Source organism: Pseudomonas sp. PMCC200344 (genome assembly GCF_030053095.1).
Classification (GTDB): Bacteria; Pseudomonadota; Gammaproteobacteria; order Pseudomonadales; family Pseudomonadaceae; genus Aquipseudomonas; species Aquipseudomonas svalbardensis.
The window spans coordinates 743,885-760,688 of record NZ_CP125618.1 but is presented as its reverse complement, the minus strand read 5'-3'; the positions used below and the strand labels follow the sequence as shown (position 1 = coordinate 760,688).

15 protein-coding genes are annotated in these 16,804 nt (G+C 60.3%); 11 read left to right on the top strand and 4 right to left on the bottom strand.

Translation table 11 applies throughout. The annotated features are described in order from the left end of the window. Positions 1–273 precede the first annotated feature (273 nt). Positions 274–2,220: a methyl-accepting chemotaxis protein gene (locus QFW87_RS03340; RefSeq protein ID WP_283189810.1), complete on the top strand. Its 1,947-nt coding sequence runs from the start codon at positions 274–276 to the stop codon at positions 2,218–2,220. A gap of 161 nt (positions 2,221–2,381) precedes the next feature. Further along, a complete protein-coding gene (locus tag QFW87_RS03335) occupies positions 2,382–3,500 on the top strand; it encodes an IS481 family transposase (RefSeq protein ID WP_283182018.1) in 1,119 nt (372 codons plus the stop codon). A gap of 202 nt (positions 3,501–3,702) precedes the next feature. Here the strand turns inward: QFW87_RS03335 and QFW87_RS03330 are convergent, their stop codons facing one another. After that, a complete protein-coding gene (locus QFW87_RS03330) occupies positions 3,703–4,494 on the bottom strand; it encodes a helix-turn-helix transcriptional regulator (protein ID WP_223433439.1) in 792 nt (263 codons plus the stop codon). A gap of 84 nt (positions 4,495–4,578) precedes the next feature. On the opposite strand from QFW87_RS03330, the gene QFW87_RS03325 reads away from it, so the two are divergent. Beyond that, positions 4,579–5,604, top strand: coding sequence for a bile acid:sodium symporter family protein (locus QFW87_RS03325; RefSeq protein WP_283189809.1), 1,026 nt, complete (start codon positions 4,579–4,581; stop codon positions 5,602–5,604). Here the strand turns inward: QFW87_RS03325 and QFW87_RS03320 are convergent. Beyond that, on the bottom strand, positions 5,591–6,868 hold the full coding sequence (locus QFW87_RS03320) for an acetyl-CoA C-acetyltransferase (RefSeq protein ID WP_283189808.1): 1,278 nt from the start codon (positions 6,866–6,868) through the stop codon (positions 5,591–5,593). The genes QFW87_RS03325 and QFW87_RS03320 overlap by 14 nt on opposite strands. A gap of 119 nt (positions 6,869–6,987) precedes the next feature. On the opposite strand from QFW87_RS03320, the gene QFW87_RS03315 reads away from it, so the two are divergent. Then, positions 6,988–8,340, top strand: coding sequence for a 3-oxoacyl-ACP reductase (locus QFW87_RS03315; RefSeq protein WP_283189807.1), 1,353 nt, complete (start codon positions 6,988–6,990; stop codon positions 8,338–8,340). A 2-nt stretch (positions 8,341–8,342) separates the two neighbouring features. Beyond that, the gene (locus QFW87_RS03310) at positions 8,343–9,197 is read left to right on the top strand and encodes a MaoC/PaaZ C-terminal domain-containing protein (protein ID WP_283189806.1); all 855 of its coding nucleotides are present in this window, start codon (positions 8,343–8,345) and stop codon (positions 9,195–9,197) included. Positions 9,198–9,290: 93 nt separating this feature from the next. Here the strand turns inward: QFW87_RS03310 and QFW87_RS03305 are convergent, their stop codons facing one another. After that, on the bottom strand, positions 9,291–9,704 hold the full coding sequence (locus QFW87_RS03305) for a response regulator (protein ID WP_283189805.1): 414 nt from the start codon (positions 9,702–9,704) through the stop codon (positions 9,291–9,293). An 84-nt stretch (positions 9,705–9,788) separates the two neighbouring features. Further along, positions 9,789–9,986, bottom strand: coding sequence for a Flp family type IVb pilin (locus QFW87_RS03300; protein WP_283189804.1), 198 nt, complete (start codon positions 9,984–9,986; stop codon positions 9,789–9,791). Between the two features lie 324 nt (positions 9,987–10,310). On the opposite strand from QFW87_RS03300, the gene cpaB reads away from it, so the two are divergent. From cpaB to QFW87_RS03270, 6 genes are read left to right on the top strand one after another with little or no spacing between them, the layout of a single operon-like run. Then, a complete protein-coding gene (gene cpaB, locus QFW87_RS03295; protein WP_283189803.1) occupies positions 10,311–11,258 on the top strand; it encodes a Flp pilus assembly protein CpaB in 948 nt (315 codons plus the stop codon). A 21-nt stretch (positions 11,259–11,279) separates the two neighbouring features. Then, positions 11,280–12,551, top strand: a complete 1,272-nt coding sequence (locus tag QFW87_RS03290) for a type II and III secretion system protein family protein (protein WP_283189802.1) — start codon at positions 11,280–11,282, stop codon at positions 12,549–12,551. Beyond that, positions 12,548–13,744 (top strand): pilus assembly protein, encoded by a 1,197-nt coding sequence (locus tag QFW87_RS03285; protein ID WP_283189801.1) that lies wholly within the window; start codon positions 12,548–12,550, stop codon positions 13,742–13,744. The genes QFW87_RS03290 and QFW87_RS03285 overlap by 4 nt, the downstream gene beginning before the upstream one ends. After that, on the top strand, positions 13,741–15,021 hold the full coding sequence (locus QFW87_RS03280) for a CpaF family protein (protein ID WP_283189800.1): 1,281 nt from the start codon (positions 13,741–13,743) through the stop codon (positions 15,019–15,021). Before QFW87_RS03285 ends, QFW87_RS03280 begins: the two co-directional genes overlap by 4 nt. Positions 15,022–15,031: 10 nt before the next feature. After that, complete coding sequence (locus QFW87_RS03275) at positions 15,032–15,916, top strand: type II secretion system F family protein (protein WP_283189799.1); 885 nt, start codon at positions 15,032–15,034, stop codon at positions 15,914–15,916. Continuing rightward, positions 15,913–16,803: a type II secretion system F family protein gene (locus QFW87_RS03270; RefSeq protein ID WP_283189798.1), complete on the top strand. Its 891-nt coding sequence runs from the start codon at positions 15,913–15,915 to the stop codon at positions 16,801–16,803. Before QFW87_RS03275 ends, QFW87_RS03270 begins: the two co-directional genes overlap by 4 nt. The last annotated feature ends 1 nt before the right edge of the window (position 16,804 follow it).

The following is a 16,804-nucleotide window of genomic DNA, read 5'->3' as shown; positions in this document are numbered from 1 at the left end:
CCTGCGTCACTTGTTGCTGAAGGGCTAAGCAGGTATTTGCGACAGAGGCTGACATCTCGATTCATACCCTTCGTAGGATTTTTCTTAATAGGCCTCAATTTCCGCCTCGGCTAGCCGAAGTCATCAGAGACAAAGTGATTTGTCCGACAATCGTTTCGGCAACAACAACGATGGCGCAATCACGGAACCGGGTCGATCAAAAACGTTTACGGCTACCAATAATCCGCGAGTCATCTGCACTGCGTGGGCCTACAAGAAAAATCTGGAGCGCGGATGAACATCAAACAGAAGTTGACCTGGGCGTTTGCAATCATCGCCTGCTTGCCGGTGGTGCTGGTCGCTACCCTGGTTGTGCTGAACTTGCGCAGTGATGCCAAGGACAGTTTCGTCGACGGCAGTGGCCGCGAGATTCGTCAGGTCAGCAACGCCATGCAACTGTTCTTTGACGGCATCAGCCAGAACGTGGATTTCCTGGCGACCCAACCGCTGATCAAGAACTCCGACGACAGCCTCAAGACCTACATGAGCGCCAACGCCGAGAGCATTCCCCAAGGCGAGATGGACAAGAAGGTCTTCGGCCTCCTTCAGGACCTGGGTAACAGTCACCCGTCCTACGCCTATGCCATCCTCGGCACCGCGGCGGGCGGTTATGTGTCCTGGCCGGACGATGCGAAGCTGAGCAATTACGACCCGCGCCAACGCCCCTGGTACAAGGCTGCCCAGGCCAAACCCGGCAAACCGTTCCGCACCGAGGCCTATTACTGGGCCCAGGACGATGCGACGTACGTCAGTACCGTGCGCACCATCGACAACAAATTGGGCACCCATGGCGGTGTGGTCAGCATCGACGTGACGCTCAAGCAGCTCACCGAAATCGTCAAGCAGATCAAGCTCGGTGAAACCGGCTACCTGATGCTGCTGGAAAACACCGGCACCGTGCTGGTCGATCCGAAGCAACCGGAACACAACTTTAAAGCGCTGAGCAGCCTCGGCGAGGGCTACGCGCAACTGGCCAAGGCCGGCAAAGGGCTGGTGGAAGTCGAGTTGAACGGCGAACGCTACATGGCCAACGTCTGGCCGTCGGAGCAGCTGGGCTGGACCTTTATCGGCCTGATCAAGCAGACCGACGTGATGAGTTCGGCAACCCAACTGACCTGGCTGATCGCGATCATCGCCGCCGTGCTGGCCGTGTTCTTCGCCATCGTCGGCGCCAGTTTCGCCAGCCTTATCGTGCGGCCGATCCGCAGCGTGGCCAGCGGTCTGGAAGGCATCGCCCAAGGTGAAGGTGACCTGACCAAGAACCTGCAAATCCGTGGCAGCGACGAAACCGCGCAACTGGCCAACTGGTTCAACCAGTTTTTGGCAGCGATTCGCAACCTGATTCAGAGCATTGGCGGCGCCGCGACCAAGATCCTCGCCACCTCCAAGAGTTCGACCCAGGTCTCCAGCGACATGGCCGAAGCCGCCGGGCGTCAGCGTGAAGCGGTGGACATGGTCTCCACGGCGTTCCACGAAATGGTCGCCACCGCCAACGAAGTCGCGCGCTCTTGCAGCCAGGCAGCGGAATCGGCTGACAGCGGCCAGCGTCAGGCGCGTGAAGGTCAGCAGCAGATTGATGCGGCCGTGACCAGCGTTGATCGCTTGAGCCAGGAAATCGAACAGTCGGCCCAGTCGATGCAACAGCTTGAGCGCGACAGCAACGACATTCAGTCAATCCTCGGGACCATTCGCTCGATTGCCGAACAGACCAACCTGCTGGCGCTAAACGCGGCCATCGAAGCGGCGCGGGCCGGTGAACAGGGTCGTGGGTTTGCGGTGGTGGCTGATGAAGTTCGGGCGCTGGCCAAACGCACGGCGGATTCCACGGCGGAAATCGACGGCTTGCTGGGCAACCTCGCCAAACGTACCAGTCAGGTGACTCAGCAAATGCACGCCAGCTTGGAAGTGTCCCAGCAATCGGTGACGCGGATCGGTGAAGCACGCAGCAGCTTCGGGCTGATTCGGGAGTCGGTCGACGTGATCCGCGACATGAACACCCAGATCGCTACCGCGGCGGAAGAACAGCATCAGGTGGCTGAAGACATCAATCGACACATCAGCCAGATTCATGGTGATGCGCAATTGGTGGCGGAACTGGCGAACTCGGCGCGGCTGGATTCGCAGAGTCTGGCGGGGTTGTCGAATGAGCTGGATGGGTTGGTTCGGCGGTTCAGGACTTGAGATGTGGGGTGGTTTTAGATCCACCCCTCACCCCAGCCCTCTCCCCATGTTTGTACCGGACACATGGTGGACAGGTGTTCGGAGACATGGTGGACACTTTTAAATAGACACATTGCTCATCTGAAAGGAGATGGTTTGTGTCTTGGGAAGAGGTGTCCACCATGCAGCTTCGTTCCGAATTTGTACTGTTAGCTCGGCAAGAAGGGGCCAATATCCGACAACTCTGCCGACGCTTTCATATCAGCCCAAGCACCGGATACAAATGGCTTGGCCGGTTCGAAACCTCTGGTGCAGACGGCTTGCACGACCAGTCTCGGCGCCCAAAACATTCACCCAAACGCTGCGCTGATACGGTTGAAAAGCAGATTCTGGCCTTGGGGGTGGAGCACACGGCCTGGGGCGCCCGCAAGCTCAAACGCAATCTGGAGGATGAGGGGTATTTGATGCCCGCCGTCAGCACGGTGCATGCGATTTTGCAGCGTAATTCGCGAATCGACCCGCAGGCGGCAAATACCAAACCCTTTATCCGATTTGAGCATGAAGCCCCCAACGATCTTTGGCAGATGGACTTCAAGGGACATGTCGGCATGCGCCATGGTCGCTGCCATCCCTTGACGGTATTGGACGACCATTCGCGGTTCTCGCTGTGCATCGCGGCCTGTGGCAACGAGCAGCGTCAGACCGTGCAGGAGCAGCTTATCCACGTGTTTCGGCGCTACGGCTTGCCGATGCGCATGACCATGGATAACGGTGCACCGTGGGGCGATCAGAGCGGGGTTTATACCGCGTTAGAGGTCTGGCTGATGAGCCAGGGCATCCGAGTGGGCCACTCCAGGCCTTATCACCCGCAGACTCAGGGCAAGCTTGAGCGTTTTCACCGCAGCCTCAAGGCTGAAGTTTTGCAAGGTCAGTGCTTCATCGACCTGCTTGGGGCACAGAACGCCTTCGATATCTGGCGCGATATCTACAACCAGAAACGCCCCCATCAAGCATTGGAAATGGAGGTTCCAGCGACTCGCTACAGCTGTAGTCCTCGTGAATACCAGGAGCATCGGCAAGCACTGGAGTACGCCGAAGGGGATTTGATCAGAAAGGTTCAGGCCAATGGCGAGATGTACTGGAAAAGCCGCAAGTATGCGATTGGAAAGGCCTTCATCGGCGAGCACATAGCCATCAGAGAAACGACCGAGGATGGCATCTACGACATCTATTGGAGCAGACATCGCATTGCCAAAATTGACTTGAGCTTGCAGACCGTTGTATCAGGAAAGCGGCTTTGAAGACGTCCACCATGTCCCCGAACATGTGTCCACCATGTGTCCGGTACAAACACCCCAGAGGGGAGAGGGGGAAAGGGAGCCGATCTCCATCGCTTTCAGATCCTGAGCTCGACTCGATATTTCAGGTCGAAGATTTTCTCGAGATATCCCCAATAAGTCCCCTCGCCCCTTGGGGAGAGGGTTAGGGTGAGGGGGCTGGTTCTCACTGCCGAAACAATTCTCCAGGCGTAAACCCAAACAGGCTTTTGAACGCAGCAATAAACGCCGAAGTCGAGTCATACCCGCAAGACAGCGCGGCATTGGTCACGCTGTCCCCCTCCTCCAGCAAACTCAACGACGACAGCAACCGCATCCGCTGGCGCCACCCTCGAAAGCTCAACCCGGTTTCACGCTGGAATAACCGCATCAAGGTCTTCTCCGACGTCCCCAACCGCTCGGCCCACGCCTGCAAGGTCACATTGCGCTCAGGGCTTTCGATCAGCTCGTTGCATAACCCCAGCAACCGTTCATGGCGCGGTAACGGTAGCGAGAAGCCAACCTCCGGCAGATGCGCCAACTGATCCAGCAGTACACTCACCAGCCGCGATTCCTGGCTGTCGCCCTGTGGATATTCAACCGGCAGCAAACAAAAACTCTTGATCAGCTCCCGGGCCAACGGCGTCACTTCCAGCACCCGGCAACGCCCGTCCGCCCATTCACAATCCTCGCGGCGCACATAGAGGCTGCGCATTTCGGCGCGCATCGAGGTCACCACTTGGTGCTCGAGATCAGCCGGAATCCAGATTCCCCACTGCGGCGGCGCAAAGAAACTGCCTTCGGCGGTGTGCACGCCGAGAACGCCGCTGATCGCGTAGGAAAACTGCACCCAATCGTGCCGATGTGGCGGCGTCCATGAGCCGGCGTTGAGACTTTCCGCACGGGCATACAGCGGACGCGGCAGCGCCGTCAGCGTCGGAATCGTCCGTTCGAGGGAAAGTTGTCCGTTAGTCGGCATTGTTTGGCCTTATGTCGCAAGACGGCTGATGGAGCCGACGTTAGGCTAAGTCACCAATTCTTACAAATGTATTCGGTGCCTGTTATGCATGCCTTCAAACACCTCAAACGCGTGGTCACCGACTGGTTCTTGTGCGGCATGTTGATCGCCACGCTGCTGGCGTATTTCTTCCCGACCTTCGGTGCCACCGGCGGCGGAATGCACGCTGAATACGTAATCAACATCGGTGTGTTCCTGGTGTTCTTCCTGCATGGGGTCAACCTGTCCAGCGAACAGATCACTCACGGCCTGAAAAACTGGAAGCTGCACGTGATGGTCCAGGGTTTCACCTTCGCGGTGTTTCCGCTGATCTGGCTGCTGAGCGACACGCTGTTGGGTTCACACATGCCGTCGCTGCTGATGCTGGGTTTCCTGTACCTCTGCGCCCTGCCCTCGACCATCTCCTCGTCCGTGGCCCTGACCGGCAGCGCGGGCGGCAACGTTCCGGCGGCGATTCTCAACGCGAGCCTGTCCAGCGTGCTGGGGATCTTCCTGACGCCGTTGCTGGTGAGTTTCGTGGTTGGCAGCGGCGCGGGCGGCATCGATCTGGGCTCAACCCTGCTCGACCTCTGCGCCATGTTGCTGTTGCCTCTGGTGCTCGGCCAATTGGTTCGGCCGTTCCTCGGCAAGTTCTTCGCTCGCCACAAGCGCTACACCAACATCGTCGACAAGCTGGTGATTCTGTTGCTGGTTTACGCGGCGTTCTGCAATTCGATGATCTCGGGAATGTGGCAAAAGCAAGGCAACAGCGTGATCCTCACGGCACTGATCGGCAGTGCGATCCTGCTGGCGATCATCCTGTGGATGACCACCCGCACCGCTCGCGCGTTGAAATTCAGCCCGGCCGATGAAATCGCCGCGGTATTTTGCGCCAGCAAGAAATCCCTGGCCGCCGGTGCGCCAATGGCGGCGCTGATCTTCGGCGCCAACCCGGGGCTTGGGCTGATTCTGCTGCCGATTATGATCTACCACCCGTTGCAGCTGATCGTCTGCTCGGTCATGGCCGAGAGTTACGCCAACCGCAACCGGCAGCTGGCCCAACAAAGCACCGCCGTCCTCAGCGCTCAATAATCGCTGTCACCCCTTGGCCACCGGCGGCGCAGATCGAGATCAACCCTCGGCCCTGCCCCGCCGCATCCAGCAACTTCGCCAGGTTCGCGACGATGCGTGCGCCGGTCGCGGCAAACGGATGCCCCGCCGCCAGTGAACTGCCTTTGACGTTGAGGCGACTGCGGTCGATGGGGCCCAGTGGCGCATCGAGACCGAGGCGGGTTTTGCAATATTCCGGATCCTCCCAGGACTTCAGCGTGCAGAGCACCTGCGCGGCGAAGGCTTCGTGGATTTCGTAGTAATCGAAGTCCTGCAAGGTCAGGCCGTTGCGCGCCAGCAAACGCGGCACTGCATACACCGGCGACATCAACAATCCTTCCGCACCGTTGACAAAATCCACCGCCGCCGTCTCGCCGTCACGCAAATAGGCAAGGATCGGCAGGCCACGCTCCTTGGCCCACTCTTCACTGCCCAGCAGCACCAGCGACGCGCCATCGGTGAGCGGCGTCGAGTTGCCCGCCGTCAGGGTACCCTTGGCGCTTTTCTCGAACACCGGCTTGAGTGACGCGAGTTTTTCCAGGGTCAGGTCCGGGCGCAGGTTGTCGTCGCGGGTCAGGCCGAGGAACGGCGTTATCAAATCGTTGTGCCAACCTTCGGTGTAGGACGCGGCCATTTTCTGGTGGCTTTCCAACGCCAGTTGGTCCTGTTCGGCGCGCGGAATGTTCCAGGTCTGGGCCATCATCTCGCAGTGCTCGCCCATCGACAGGCCTGTGCGTGGCTCAACGTTGCGTGGCAGATCCGGGATCAGGTGACGGGGGCGCAGTTGCAGGAAGGTTTTCAGTTTGTCGGCGGTGTTTTTGGCGTGGTTGGCTTGCAGGAGGATTTTGCGCAGGCCTTCGTTGACGCCGATCGGCGCGTCGGAGGTGGTGTCAACGCCGCCGGCGATGCCGCATTCGATCTGACCCAGCGCGATTTTATTCGCCACCAGCAACGTCGCTTCCAGACCGGTGCCGCACGCCTGCTGAATGTCATAGGCCGGGGTGGTTGGCGACAGCCGCGAGCCGAGCACACATTCGCGGGTCAGGCTCATATCCCGGGAGTGCTTGAGCACCGCCCCCGCCACCACTTCGCCCAGGCGCAAACCGTGCAGGTTGTAGCGTTCGATCAGACCTTCGAGCGCGGCGGTGAGCATCGCCTGATTACTGGCGGTGGTGTACGGCCCGTTGGAACGGGCGAAGGGGATACGGTTACCACCAATAATCGCAACGCGGCGCAGCTGAGTCATGAAAAGCTTCCTATTCTGTGAAGGCCATAACCCACAAGCGTAGGCCTTATCTCGTGGATCGAACGACTGATCGCCATTCATGGTCCACACTTTGAACCCCAGCTGCTGGAGCGCGTTCCATGTCTGACCGCTATATCGACTTCGCCAATTCGTCCATCGGCCATCGTTTGGTCGGGGCCCTGGGTCTGCCGTCGCCGGTTCGGCTGGAGCGCTGGCAAGCAGGCCGGCTGCGGCCTGTCGAGGGGGCGCTGTTGTTAGGCGGTGGCCCGTTGACGGAGAAAATCGGCGCCTTCGCCAACCGCCTGACCGACGCGATTTACAGCTACGGCACCGAGCCTTCACTGGCCACCCCGTGGATTCCCGGCCACGGCCCCAAACTCAAAGCCGTGGTGTTCGACGCCAGTGACCTGGTGCAGACCGATCAACTCAAACAGCTGCGCGAATTCTTCCAGCCGCTGATAAAAAACCTCGACCACAGCGCGCACCTGGTGATTCTGGGGCGCACGCCGGAGACCTTGAGCGATCCGTTCGCCGCCAGCGCCCAGCGAGCGTTGGAAGGTTTCAGCCGTTCGCTGGCCAAGGAACTGCGCAGCGGCGGCACCTTGCAGCTAATCTATGTCGGCGAAGGGGCGGAGGATCAACTGGAAGGCCCGCTGAGGTTTTTCCTCTCGCCCAAAAGTGCGTTCGTTTCCGGGCAAGTGATTTGCTTGAATGCTTGCGACACACAGGTGACGGACTGGACTCGCCCATTGTCCGGCCGCAAGGCGCTGGTCACGGGTGCTGCGCGCGGCATCGGCGCCTCCATCGCCGAAACCCTGGCCCGCGACGGGGCCGACGTGATCCTGCTCGACGTAGCACCGGCCAAGACCGACCTCGAAGCCCTCGCCGCACGCCTCGGCGGTCGCAGCATCACCCTGGATATTTGCGCCGAAGACGCCGCCGCGCAGTTGATCGAGCAACTGCCCGACGGCATCGACATCGTGGTCCACAACGCCGGCATCACCCGGGATAAAACCCTGGCCAACATGACCCCGGAATTCTGGGACGCGGTGTTGGCGGTCAACCTCAATGCACCGCAAGTGCTGACCAAGGCACTGCTCGACAGCGGCACCCTGCACGACAACGGCCGGGTGATCCTGCTGGCGTCCATCAGCGGCATCGCTGGCAATCGCGGGCAAACCAATTACGCCGCGAGCAAGGCCGGGCTGATCGGTCTGGCTCAGACCTGGGCGCCGCTGCTGAATGAGCGCGGCATCAGCATCAATGCGGTAGCACCCGGTTTCATCGAAACCCAGATGACCGCGCATCTTCCGTTCGGCGTGCGTGAGGCCGGGCGGCGCATGAGTTCGCTGGGCCAGGGCGGCCTGCCGCAAGACGTCGCCGAAGCGGTGGCGTGGCTGGCTCAACCGGGCACCGGCGCGTTCACCGGGCAAGCGCTGCGGGTGTGCGGACAAAGTGTTTTGGGGGCTTAGGCATGATTATCGATTGGCACCTACTCAACCGCGAACCAAGCCTGTCGGGACTGTACGTGCGGGCCGCGACGCGACGCAAGATCACCGGCACCACCCTGCCCGATTCGGGTTTGCGCTGCTGGATCAATGTCGATCCGAAGCGCCTGGCGGACTATCGCAAGGTCTGCGGTTTTGCCGACAACGGTTTGTTGCCGCCCACCTATCCACACATCCTCGCGTTCGCCTTGCAGATGCAATTGCTGACGGCCAAGGAATTTCCGTTCCCGCTGCTGGGGTTGATTCACCTGAGTAACCGCATTCGTATCTTTCGCCCAATGGGCGGTGTGAATCGTGTGCGGGTCAGCGTTCAAGTGCAAAACCTTCAGCCCCATGAAAAGGGCGCGACGTTCGATCTGGTGACGACGCTCGACGATCAGCTGGGGGCGTTGTGGGAAGCTGAAAGTCAGATGTTGTGCCGCGGGGTCAAACTCGAAGGAGAGCCCGTCGAGGACGTGTTGGCATCGACACTGGAGATGTCGGAAGTGGCCCGCTGGAAAGCGCCGTCGGACATTGGGCGGCAGTACGCCAAAGTGTCCGGCGACTACAACCCGATTCACCTGAGTGCCGTCAGCGCCAGACTCTTCGGTTTCCCGACGGCCATCGCCCATGGGTTGTGGAACAAGGCCCGAACCCTGGCGGCGCTTGCCGATCATCTGCCGGCGGCGAATGTCGAAATTGCGGTGCAATTTCGCAAACCGGTGCGATTGCCCAGTGAGGTGACATTACTGGCCAGTGCGGCGGGATCCAGTGGGGATTTGAGGTTGGTGGGTGCAGGGGATCTTGAGCATATGGCGGGGCATTGGCGGCCGGTTGCCTGACCCGAACGTTTCCGAGCTCTGCGTTCGGCTCTTGGGACGCAGAGCGTGGGAACGATCAATTCACTGCTAGCTCATGCCAAGGATTCGCCGTCCTCACGGACTCACTAAATCCATGCGAGGCTGTGGAAACAAATTATTCAACGTCTCCAACAACCGCACGTGATAAATCGGCTTGCGAAACAGGTCGAGCACCTGCAACCGCAACATGTCACTCACATCCTCCATGTCCGCATGCCCCGACGTCACAATCACCGGCAAATGCTGGCGGGACGTATGTTCTCGCAACCGCTTGATCAACGACATGCCACTCTCCTCCGGCATCCGCAAATCAGTGATCACCAACGCAATATCGGGGTGGTGCGTCAGATGATTCAGCGCGAGCTTGACCGAGGTGGCGGTAAAGCAATTGAAGCCCTCGCCCTCGAGCAACTCCGCCAACTCCAGCAACGCATCCTCCTCATCATCGACCAGAAGTAGCTGTTGGCGTGGAAGTGAGGGAGCGTTCATGGGCAACACCTGCAATGGACTAAGCGCTGACGTTAGAACCCCTTTGGCACATTCGCAAGTTGCCGGCAAGAACTCGCCTCACCGTTATAGTGCGCCCTGAATAGTGTCAAACATGGTGGTGATAGCATCGGAGATCGGCGTCACAAACGCCGCTAAAGCGACTGCCACCATGCCCGCAATAATGGCGTATTCGATCCCCGAAGCACCCTCAGTATCTTTGGCCAGGCCTTTGTAAAAAGCGATTTCGGATTTGATCTTCTGAGCAATTTTCGTAAAGGACATGGCGATACTCCTGGACAACGACGGGTGTTGCACGGTCGCAACATGGTTCCCCTTTGCCAGCATCAGCATTGTCGGCATTCCCCGTACCCACAACTGTAAGAACGAATTATCACTAAAGTATTAGTCGCTTCGTTGACGCCAAAAAAGTCACGTTTTCGCCCTGACGACTTACTTTCGTTAGTTATTTTCAGGCCCTTAATGGCTTTTTGCTCTAGCTGAGCTACCGTCAAATAGCGAAATAGTTCCATGTTCATAGCTGCCTGATTGCGAAGTTGTCTCGGTGGATGCGACGAGGTCTCAAGCAGCAGGAAAGGGAGAGCCGTCATGAACAGTCGTATCACTCTGGGCCTGGCCGGTTTGTTTCTGGTGGGCGCCATTATTGCCGGTTACTGGGGCCTCACGCTGAGCCGCCAACCCGCTCCCGAGCCTGTCGTGCAACCCGGGATCGTCACGCCTGCACCCATCGCCCAGACGCCTGCCCCCGTGGACGACCCCACCCGCCAACCGGTGGTGGTGTTGCTGCATGATGTGCCACCGTTCATGCCGATCAGCGCCGCCGACGTGACCCTGGAAAAACTCCGTGCCGTCCCGGCCGGCAGCCTGAGCCGCCTCGATCAAGCAATTGGCCGAACGCCCTGGCGCGCCCTCAGTGCCGGCACCTGGCTCAATGATGAAAGTTTCGAATCCGGCGGCAGACTGGCGCGGATGATTCGTCCCGATGAACGCGCCCTCGCCGTCGCGGTGGATGAAGTGATCAATGCCGGTGGGCAACTGACACCGGGGGACTATGTCGATGTGCTGCTGTTTTTGCGCACGGACAACAACAACCTTCAGCCGTCGGCACAACTGGTGGTGCCGGCCTTGCGGGTGCTCGGGGTGGGCGAACAGATGGGGTTGACCAACGACGGTCAACCCGCAAGCCCCGCCCGCAGCATCGAAGAAAAACTCAGGCAGGAACAATTGCGCGCCAGCGCCCGCAGCGTCTTGCTTGCCGTCCCCGAACAACTACTGAGTCGCCTGATGTTGGCGGCCCAGGCCGGCGTGTTGCGCCTGGCCGTACGCAGCGCCGATGAAAAACGTCTGGCTCGTTACTGGGCCGGCGAAAGCGATTCATCCGCCAACCTTGCCAGTGCCAACCGCGAGTTGATCCAGTTCAGCCAACTGGCCATGACGCCCCCACCCAACCCTGTCGCCACCCACGGCGGCACAACGCCGCGCAAAACGAGCGTGGAAGTCATCCGCGGCAACGAAATCACCCAACAAACCCCCTGAATCGAGCAAGGACGCATCTAAATGCGCAGTCGTTCCATGCCCCTGCTTCAAGGCCTGCTCTGGGTCTCTTTACTGAGCGGCGTGCCGCTTGGCGTAACATTCGCAGCCGCCGGCAATTGCGCCGCGCTGGGTTCGTTGCCTGCGGTGCTGGAAGTCAGTGAAGGGCTGCAACAGGAGGTGCAATCGCCGGTGGCGATCACTCGAGTGGCAGTGGGGGACCCGAAAATCGCCGACGTGCGAGTCAACGGTAATCAAGCGTTTTTGCTAACCGGGATGGCCCCCGGCGCTACCAGCCTGATGGTCTGGACCGCCTGCGCCAGTGCTCCGCGCCAAAGCATGGTGTTCGTTCAGGGCAAGGCCACCGCGGCGATGACCACCGCGACACGGTTGCCCTCTGATGACCCACTGCTACCGTCGCAAGTACAGACCGACATTCGTTTCGTCGAAGTCAGCCGGACCAAACTGAAAGAGGCCGGCACGTCGATTTTCGGCAAGGGTTCGAACAACTTCCTCTTCGGCGCACCCGGTACGGTGCCCAACACGGCCGTGACGCCGGGCGTGGTGCCGCTGTTCAACCTTGATCCCCGGATCGCGGTGCCCAGCATTCCGCTGCTCAACGACAGTTTCAACATTGTCTGGGGTGGCGGCAGTAGCAAATTCCTCGGCATCGTCAACGCCCTGGAAGGCAGCGGCTTCGCCTACACCCTGGCACGGCCGAGCCTGGTCGCCCTCAGCGGGCAGAGCGCGAGCTTCCTGGCCGGTGGTGAAATTCCGATCCCGGTGCCCAGCGCCAACAGCGACAGCTACTCCATCGAGTACAAAGAATTCGGCATCCGCCTGACGCTCACACCGACCGTGGTCAGCCATGACCGCATCACCCTCAAAGTGGCGCCGGAGGTCAGCGAACTCGACTACAACAATGGCGTGACCATCGGCGGCACCACCGTCCCGGCGTTCACCATTCGCCGCACCGATACCAGCGTCTCGCTGGCCGATGGCGAGAGTTTCGTCATCAGCGGTTTGATCAGCACTCACAACAGTTCGCAAGTCAGCAAGTTTCCAGGCCTGGGCGATATCCCGATTCTCGGTGCGTTTTTTCGCAACTCATCGGTCAACCGCGAAGAGCGTGAGCTGCTGATGATCGTCACGCCGCACCTGGTCCAACCGTTGGCTGCCAACGCACAACTGCCGTCGTTGCCGGGTGAAAAGCTGCGCAACTATGACCCGAACTGGTATCGCCTGTACTTCCTCGAAAACGGCAACTTCGATAAACGCAGCGGATTATCGCAATGAGCCAGAGCCAGAACCTGAGTCAGACCTTCCTCGCGATCACGCGCAACAGCACCGACTTCGAGTGGCTGCAAGGTGCGCTTGCTCCTTTGGGCCGAGTGATCAGCGCCGGTGGCGGCAACCTCGATGAACTCTTGACCCTGGTGGACGTGACCTTCGCCAGCCTGGTGTTCGTGGGTCTGGACCGCGAACACGTGGTGGCCCAAAGCGCACTGATCGAAGGTGCCCTGGAAGCCAAACCGATGCTGGCGATCGTCGCGCTGGGCGATGGCATGGACAACCAACTCGTTCTCAATGCCATGCGCGCCGGTGCACGGGATTTCGTGGCCTATGGTTCGCGTTCCAGTGAAGTCGCGGGGTTGGTGCGACGGCTGAGCAAACGCCTGCCGCCCGTGGCCTCGAACACCCAACTGGGTAGCCTGACGGTGCTCTACGGCGTGCAGATCAACGCCGACGGCGCGCTGCTCGCCACGCACATGGCGCAAGTGGTGCAGAAGAGCGGACAGCAAACGCTGTTGCTGGACCTGGGCCTGCCACGCGGTGACAGCCTGGCCTTGCTCGGGCTGGAGAGTTCGTTCCACTTCGGCGATGCACTCCGGCACTTGCGGCGCCTCGACGCGACGCTGATCGACAGCGCGTTCACCACCTGCGCCGCCGGGTTGCGGATCCTCGCCTACGCCAACCACGATGAGCCGCTGGAACACACCAGCACCGCCGAGTTGTACATGCTGCTCAGCGCCCTGCGCCAACACTTCCAGCACATCGTAGTGAACCTGACTGGCCAGCCGGACAGCGAAGCACTACGCACCTTCGTCACCCATTGCGACAAGTTACTGTGGTACACCGATCAGAACGTACTCGACTGCCGTCGCAACCTGGCGGTACTCAACCTGTGGCGTGAAAAAGGCATGAAGCTTGATCACGCCAAACTGCTGGTGGACCGCTACCTGCGCAACGTCGCACCGGACTCCGAGACCCTGAGCAAAAGCTTCGGCATGGAGATCATCGCGACCCTCGTCTACAGCCCGGAAGTGCGGCTTAACGCCAAGAACCAAGGTGTGACGTTGTTTGAACTGGCCCCCCGCGAAGGCCTGACTCAAAGCCTGCGCGCCCTCGGCGATCGGTTGGCCAAGCGCTCCGAGGGCCTGGCCAAGCCCAAGTCTGGCTGGTTCAACCGGTTGAGGGGTGCGCAATGAGCGGTGAAAAACTCTTCGGTGCCCCTGTGCGCACCACCACTGGCAACACCGACCACGAAGGTCTGAAACTGGTGCTGCACCGCTACATCATCGATGCCATCGAGGAGTCCGGCACAAACCTGCTGGAGGGTTCGCGGCAGGTGCTCTCGCAGTTCGTCATCGACAAGGTTGCCGAGTACATCGCCCGACTGCACCTGGCGATTTCCCGCTATGAAATGGAGCGTCTGGCCGAAGAAATCGTCGACGAACTCACCGGTTTCGGCCCCTTGGAAGTGCTGCTGCGGGACCCGGCAGTGACGGAGATTCTGGTCAACGGCCCGCACCGGGTGTTCATTGAACGCGACGGCGTACTGCATCAAAGCGACCTGCGCTTCATCGATGCGCATCACGTCGAACGGGTCATGCAACGGATTCTCGCGCCCCTCGGTCGACGGCTCGATGAGTCGTCGCCAATGGTCGACGCACGACTGCCCGACGGTAGCCGGGTCAACGCGATCATTCCACCGATTGCGCTCGATGGTCCCTGCCTGTCGATACGTAAGTTTCGCAAGGACATGCTCAAAAGCTCGGACTTGATGGCGATGCAAACCATCGATCAGGCGATCTTCGACTTTCTTCAGGAGGCCGTGGGCAAGCGCTGCAACATCCTGATCAGCGGCGGCACCGGCACTGGCAAAACCACGCTGCTGAACATTCTCAGCCAGTTGATCAACCCTCACGAGCGAATCGTCACCATCGAAGACGTCGCCGAACTGCAACTGGGCCACCCTCACGTGGTGCGTCTGGAAACCCGACCGCCGAATGCCGAAGGCCACGGCGAAGTGAAGTCCAGTGACCTGATTCGCAACGCCCTGCGGATGCGCCCGGACCGAATCATCCTCGGCGAGATTCGGGGCGTCGAAGTGGTGGACGTACTCACCGCAATGAACACCGGCCACGACGGCTCCATGAGTACCGTGCACGCCAACAACGCCCAGGATGCACTGTTGCGCCTGGAGACACTGGTGGGCCTGACGGGCCGCACCATCGCCGAACGGACCTTGCGGCAAATGATCTGCGCTGCACTGGACGTAGTGATCCAGCTGACGCGCATGCCCGACGGTCGCCGCTGCGTCAGCGAAGTGGTGGAGGTGATCGGCATGCGTGATGACGTGTATGTCACCAACACGTTGTTCCGGCTCGACCGGCGCAGCGGTTTCGGATTCATGCGCGAGGCGGTCAATCCCGCCGGCGACAAACTGCGCCGTGAGTTGGCGCTCTCTCCCTCTTCGTACTGAAGGCCACAGCATGCTCAAACCGGTGCTGCTCATCCTCGTTTGCCTGGTCTTGCTCGGACTGTCGATCCGTCTGTTTTATCGCGGTTTGCGCCAGACCGGCACCGAGCGGGTACTGGGACGCCTGACCCAGGGGCAACCGCAGCCGGTGCTGGCGAAAACCTCCTGGGTCAGTCTGGATCGGGCCTTTCTGCGGGCCGGCCTTGGGCGTCCCACCGAGCGTCTGGGGGTATGGCTGCTGCTCTGGGCCTTTGGCATCTTGCTCGGATTTGCTACCGGTGGCTGGGTCGGCTTGCTGGTTCTGTTACTGCTACCGCCGCTGATGCTGCGTCTGTATGTCAATTGGCGTTATCAGCGCCGACTCCAGCGCATGATCGAACAACTGCCACCAATGCTCGATCACACCGTGCGCAGTCTGAAGTCCGGGCGCACCCTGGCCGATGCGGTGCTGGGGGCCATCGACGCCGCTGAAGACCCGCTGAAAAACGCCATGGGGCGGGTTCAGCGCAACGTGCAGCTGGGGGTCAGTCTGCCGGATGCCGCGGCTGACCTCGCCGAGCTGTATGAGAAAGACGAACTTCGCTTGTTCGCGCTCGGTTTGAAGGTCAATCACCGCTATGGCGGCAATGCCAGCGAATTGCTGGAAAACCTGATCAAGATGATCCGGGAGCGCGAGCAGGCTGCGCGCCAGCTCAGGGCCATGACCGGTGAAACCCGGGTGACCGCGTGGGTCCTGGGCTGTTTGCCGATTGGTCTGGCCGGCTATTTCCTCGCGACCAACCCTCATTACTTGCTCGCCATGTGGCACGACGATTCTGGGCAAATCATGCTCGCGTCCGCGTTCGGCTTGCAGGTGGTCGGCAGCCTGGCGCTCTGGCACATGTTGCGCAGCGTATGAAAGTGCTTTTGCTGATCTGCGCATTGCTGTTTCTGGGGGCAACGTGGTTGCTGCTCAGCGGTTTGCTGGAACACCGTCGGCGGGTTCGCCAGGTGGCGCAACGACTCGACGGCAAACTGGCGAGCGACAACCGGGTAAATCAGTGGCTACAGCTGCTGGGCAGCAGCCGAATTGGTCAGCGCTCGGTCAACCTGGATAACGAAACCCAGGCATTGCTTAACCGTCTCGGCTGGCGCAGCGCCCGGCGACGTTCACTGTTCGCGGCGTTCCAGATAGGCGCTCCGGTGCTGGCGCTGCCCCTGACCTTGCTGATCCAGGGCGTGTTCTTCCCTCAGGCAGACAACCACTGGATGGCCCCGGTGTTCGCCACCGGCATCGGCTATCTGTTGCCCAAACGGTTGCTGGCTGCTGCCGCGCAGCGTCGGCAAAAACAACTGGCGAGCGAGATTTCCACCTTCATTCCGCTGCTGCGCATCCTGTTCGAATCGGGCATGGCGGTGGAGCAGTCGCTGCGCGTGTTGAGCAATGAAGGCAAACAATTATTGCCGGCCCTGACCCATGAATTGCGTCTGGTATTGGCCCGGGTCGATTCCGGCCTGGAACTGGGCGAAGAACTGAACAAAGCCACCCGATTGCTGGCCGTCGACGAGTTCACCGACACCTGCGTCATCCTTGAGCAGTTGATCCATCAGGGGGGCGGTGCGATGAAATCCCTACTGACCCTCAAGCAATTGCTCGATGACCGGCGCCTGACGCGCTTGCAGGAATACATCTCCAAGATGTCCGCCAAAATGTCCGTCGTGATGATGTTGTTTCTCTTCCCGGCGTTATTGATCGTACTGGCCGGCCCGGGCTTCACCGCCCTGTCCCATGCCTTTGGTTCTTAGA

What these genes read in the sequence shown, in the direction of transcription:
- QFW87_RS03290 (WP_283189802.1), top strand. Translation starts at nt 11,280, where the DNA reads ATGCGCAGTCGTTCCATGCCCCTGCTTCAAGGCCTGCTCTGGGTCTCT.
- QFW87_RS03270 (WP_283189798.1), top strand. Translation starts at nt 15,913, where the DNA reads ATGAAAGTGCTTTTGCTGATCTGCGCATTGCTGTTTCTGGGGGCAACG.
- QFW87_RS03325 (WP_283189809.1), top strand. Translation starts at nt 4,579, where the DNA reads ATGCATGCCTTCAAACACCTCAAACGCGTGGTCACCGACTGGTTCTTG.
- QFW87_RS03330 (WP_223433439.1), bottom strand. Translation starts at nt 4,494, where the DNA reads ATGCCGACTAACGGACAACTTTCCCTCGAACGGACGATTCCGACGCTG.
- QFW87_RS03300 (WP_283189804.1), bottom strand. Translation starts at nt 9,986, where the DNA reads ATGTCCTTTACGAAAATTGCTCAGAAGATCAAATCCGAAATCGCTTTT.
- QFW87_RS03315 (WP_283189807.1), top strand. Translation starts at nt 6,988, where the DNA reads ATGTCTGACCGCTATATCGACTTCGCCAATTCGTCCATCGGCCATCGT.
- QFW87_RS03275 (WP_283189799.1), top strand. Translation starts at nt 15,032, where the DNA reads ATGCTCAAACCGGTGCTGCTCATCCTCGTTTGCCTGGTCTTGCTCGGA.
- QFW87_RS03310 (WP_283189806.1), top strand. Translation starts at nt 8,343, where the DNA reads ATGATTATCGATTGGCACCTACTCAACCGCGAACCAAGCCTGTCGGGA.
- QFW87_RS03305 (WP_283189805.1), bottom strand. Translation starts at nt 9,704, where the DNA reads ATGAACGCTCCCTCACTTCCACGCCAACAGCTACTTCTGGTCGATGAT.
- QFW87_RS03320 (WP_283189808.1), bottom strand. Translation starts at nt 6,868, where the DNA reads ATGACTCAGCTGCGCCGCGTTGCGATTATTGGTGGTAACCGTATCCCC.
- QFW87_RS03335 (WP_283182018.1), top strand. Translation starts at nt 2,382, where the DNA reads ATGCAGCTTCGTTCCGAATTTGTACTGTTAGCTCGGCAAGAAGGGGCC.
- cpaB (WP_283189803.1), top strand. Translation starts at nt 10,311, where the DNA reads ATGAACAGTCGTATCACTCTGGGCCTGGCCGGTTTGTTTCTGGTGGGC.
- QFW87_RS03285 (WP_283189801.1), top strand. Translation starts at nt 12,548, where the DNA reads ATGAGCCAGAGCCAGAACCTGAGTCAGACCTTCCTCGCGATCACGCGC.
- QFW87_RS03280 (WP_283189800.1), top strand. Translation starts at nt 13,741, where the DNA reads ATGAGCGGTGAAAAACTCTTCGGTGCCCCTGTGCGCACCACCACTGGC.
- QFW87_RS03340 (WP_283189810.1), top strand. Translation starts at nt 274, where the DNA reads ATGAACATCAAACAGAAGTTGACCTGGGCGTTTGCAATCATCGCCTGC.